At 35.0% G+C, this 4,006-nt stretch carries 3 protein-coding genes; 2 read left to right on the top strand and 1 reads right to left on the bottom strand.

Translation table 11 applies throughout. The annotated features are described in order from the left end of the window. Positions 1-899, top strand: an 899-nt coding sequence (locus HMPREF0373_RS17015) for a DUF6070 family protein (protein ID WP_021739609.1), incomplete at its 5' end; no start/stop codon positions are given. 8 nt (positions 900-907) lie between these two features. Further along, positions 908-2,140 (top strand): DUF6070 family protein, encoded by a 1,233-nt coding sequence (locus HMPREF0373_RS10095; RefSeq protein WP_005610830.1) that lies wholly within the window; start codon positions 908-910, stop codon positions 2,138-2,140. A 64-nt stretch (positions 2,141-2,204) separates the two neighbouring features. Here HMPREF0373_RS10095 and HMPREF0373_RS10090 read toward each other — a convergent pair whose 3' ends face one another. Beyond that, positions 2,205-3,956: a BlaR1 family beta-lactam sensor/signal transducer gene (locus HMPREF0373_RS10090; protein ID WP_341348897.1), complete on the bottom strand. Its 1,752-nt coding sequence runs from the start codon at positions 3,954-3,956 to the stop codon at positions 2,205-2,207. Between the last annotated feature and the right edge of the window lie 50 nt (positions 3,957-4,006).

The following is a 4,006-nucleotide window of genomic DNA, read 5'->3' as shown; positions in this document are numbered from 1 at the left end:
TCAATCGTGAAAAAGTAGAAGATTTTTGCAAAGCAGCAGAGAAAGAAGAACAGGCAGCAGTAGATATTGTTGTTGTATTTGATGAAGGGGAAATTATACAATATCATTTAGAGTCAATGAATGGAAAGATAAATGTTCGATTATGTCAGGTTAAATGGAAGGATAATAGCCCACAGGCTAATTATTATGATGAATATGAAGCATATGAGTGGAAATATACAGAAAAAGGATACTTGTTTCTGGAGGAATATCACCCACCGGGATTTGATGGAGCACCGGGTGAAACTGGATTCAGAGTGCAGCCATTAGATAAAACATGCCGAGAATTGAATCGAAAATATGTTATGCCGTTGGGGTATGCACTTAATAATCTGTTGATTACAAATTGGGATAACCAGAATTATACGGAACTTGATTTTTATGATCTTTATGAAAAAATGTATTATATGAAATATGGAAAGCAAGTTCCATATGAAGCAAATTATGGTGGAGCAGAATATGAAGTTCCAAAAGATGAGTTTGAAGAGGTTATAAAGACCTATTTACCATTTAGTAATAGCGAGATTGAAAAAGGAACTTTTTATAACTCTGATAATAGAACTTTTAGATACAGACCGCGAGGGTTATATGATTGTGAATTCCCATATGAGCCATATCCGGAAGTTATCTCATATGAAAAATTACAAGATGGAACATTAAAACTTACGATAGAAGCAGTATGGGAAATCAGAATGTTAGATCAGGCAATCACCAGTGAATTGATGATAAAACCTATGGAAGACGGAAGTTTCCAGTATTTATCAAATAAGGTAATCAAGTCAGATCAAAATGCAAATGCAGGGTGGTATATGCCAAGGTTAACAGAAGAAGAGTGGGAAGAGAATTACAGTAATAATTAGGGGGCAATATGAAAAGAAAAAGTATTTTGTTAGTACTTTGTATAGGAATGATTCTGACTTCCTGTGAAAGTAAGATATCGTTAAACAGCACAGATGTAAAAAATGAGAAGAATCAGAAAAACACTACCATGGAAAATCCGGATAAGGGATATAATCTACCAATCGATGAAGACAAGAAAAAGGAAGCTGTGAACGATTGTGAAGAAATTATGGGCATTATCCGAGATATTTATTCTGAATATAATGGAATACAAGAAGCAGATCAGAACACTGCTGAGCAAATGATGAATCGGATGAAAGAAATTATCAAACAAAATGGGAATCCGGTCATTGGTTCCGATCATTATTCTGTTATGGATAATTATCAGAAGATGGAACAATTTTTAAAATCTGCAGAACAAGAAGAAAAAGGAAGTGTAATTTTATATGAAGCAGATACAGATGGTGGAATTACCAGAAAAGAATATAGTTATGATGGAAAAGAAATGAGTGTGATGTCCGCAAAAATGATCTGGAGTGAGGATACAGAGCCTGTACTTACATACATATCGCTATCAAAAATAAAAGAATGGGCATATACTGAAAATGGGAATTTCTGTTATGAATTATGCGTACCTGAACCACCGGAAGTGACAGAGATTGTAGATGGAAGTTGTATTATCCGGGTAAAGCCTTTGAGTGAGGAGTGTCGGGAATATTCAAAAAAATATGTGAGTACGTTCGGCTATCAGGGAAACAATCTGTTATGTTCAAACTGGAATGCGGAGGATATGCAGGGGTTGGATTATAATGGACTTTATGAATATTTTTATCAAATGAAATATGGAGAAAAATTTACGGCAGAAAAAGAGGTTGTGGGAATTCCAGCAGAAGAGTTCGAAAATGTAATTATGACATATCTTCCTGTTACAAAAGAAGAATTGAAAGAATGGGCGGTCTACGATGAACAAAGTAATATGTTTATCTGGGAACGATTGGGATGTGGTAATTATTCACCAACACATTTTGGCTTGTCTTTACCGGAAGTAACAGAAGTCAGGCATAATGAAGATGGAACCATTGTTTTGACAATTCATGCAGTATGTGATTCTGTTGTATGTAATGATGCTGTTATTACACACGAACTTACGATGAAAATTCAGGATGATGGAACGATTCAGTATGTTGGAAACAGGATTTTAGATAATGGTATTGATAATATACCGAGGTATCAGTACCGGTTAGGTAATTTGCAGAATTGATCAGTAGAGAAGAATGAAATAAAGAGAACTGATAACAGGAAATTATGCTATCAGTTCTCTTTATTTATTTCCAAATACCAAGATTAGAAAGTACAGATTCTGTTATTTCGGTAGCCTGACTTCCAGTTGCACCAGAAGAGGATTGAATATTTGTTGCGAAGTAGTAAGTATTATTCGCTGTTTCAATGTATCCGATAAACCAGCCATTGACATCTTTACCATTGACACGCCCGGTTCCTGTTTTCCCGTAAAGAGAACCGGAAGAAGTAGTGGAAAGCAGCAGGGCTTTTTTTACTGCCTGGATATTTTTACTGTCAAAATGAAAATTATTTTGATAGAAATCCTGTAACAATTCCACCTGTTCTATGGGTGATATCTTCAGAGAGAAATCTGTCCAATAGAGATTTAGATTTGTTCCAGTATTTTGATTCCCATAGTTTATTGTCTGTAAAAATGTTCTTACGGCTTCAAAACCTGCCTGTGAATCAATTGCCTGAAAATACCAGTTTACAGAATTATGTATAGCCGAGGTTAAATCTTGATCGGCTTCCCATGAATTAAAAGGATATGGTTCTCCATTCCATGTGAAAGTGGAATGTTCTGGTGTAATAATTCCAGATTCCAAGCCAAGTAATGCATCATATATTTTATAAGTCGAATTCGGTGATACACGTGTGGAAGCATGATCCATATTATAAATATTCCATTTATCAGCAGACTGATTATATAAAACAAAACTTCCGGTGTAGTCCCCAAAATTGGAAGAAAGATTTAGCTGAGTAATATTCTTTTCGGTTGTGTCAAAATGATAGCCAGTCTGATCAGAAGCATAAACAGAAAGTATGGGAATGCATCCAATGATGATAGTAGAGACGAATATGCATATAAGATATCCACGAATTTTTTGTTTAAAAGTAGGTTGGTGGAATGATGCAATATTTAAAATGCGTCCTTTTAACTGTTTTATATTTCCACTGATTCCCATAGTAAGAGGGAATGGAGACAGAGCTATTGTTTCGGCAAAGTTAATCAGTGTATTTCCATATGACTTGTATTCTGTTTCTTTCAATAATTGTAATACAGCACTGTCGCAGGCAAGTTCGCGTTCCTGCCGTATTCTTTTTAGAAAATACCAGATTAGGGGATTGAACCAGTAGAAAACATGTACTGTATTTATCAAATATCCAATTAGAATATCTTTATGCTTGTAGTGCTGCAGTTCATGAAGAAGCATATATCGAATATCAGTTGAGCTTATAGTTCCAGCGTTAAAATCTGAAATCAAGTGAATTGGAAGATAAATGCGAGGATGCAGGAAACCAGCCAAAACAGGAGATTTCAAAAATGCTGTACTATAAATCGGAATGGTATGCTTGCTGTTCACTTCGTTTAAACATTCTATATAAAGAGCGTTTAGTTCTTCATTTTGAAGAGGTAAAGCAGAACTATGTAAGGCGTTTACTTGTCTTACTGAGCGGTAGAGAAGAAAAAACATTATGAATATACCGATACTCCAGAAAAATACAAGTAATGTGTGAATAAAAGTTGGTATTTGGGTGCTGACAGAGACAGCAAAATCATTTATTTTATCCAAATTATAACCATTACCAGAAAGAAAAGTGGTTTGAATGTCACCATTGGTACTTGAACTGGCTGTCAGCAAATGGCTCCACGATATAGAAGATGGGGCAGAGCTTATTGGTAAAAAGGGAACAATTAGAACGGCAAGAAATATAATCGAAAGATTATATTGCATACGTGCGGATAATTGCCTTTGCAATAAATTTTTTAATCCCAGTAAACTACCTAAAAAAATACAAATGATGGCATTACACGGTAGTGTAAATTATTCTGTGTAAACCTCTC

Source organism: Eubacterium ramulus ATCC 29099 (assembly GCF_000469345.1).
GTDB classification, from domain to species: Bacteria; Bacillota; Clostridia; order Lachnospirales; family Lachnospiraceae; genus Eubacterium_I; species Eubacterium_I ramulus.
The sequence above is the reverse complement of the archived record's forward strand: the minus strand, read 5'-3'. Positions and strand labels throughout refer to the sequence as shown.

Excerpts from the sequence above, each read along its gene's own strand:
- HMPREF0373_RS10095 (WP_005610830.1), top strand. The coding sequence starts at position 908 with ATGAAAAGAAAAAGTATTTTGTTAGTACTTTGTATAGGAATGATTCTG.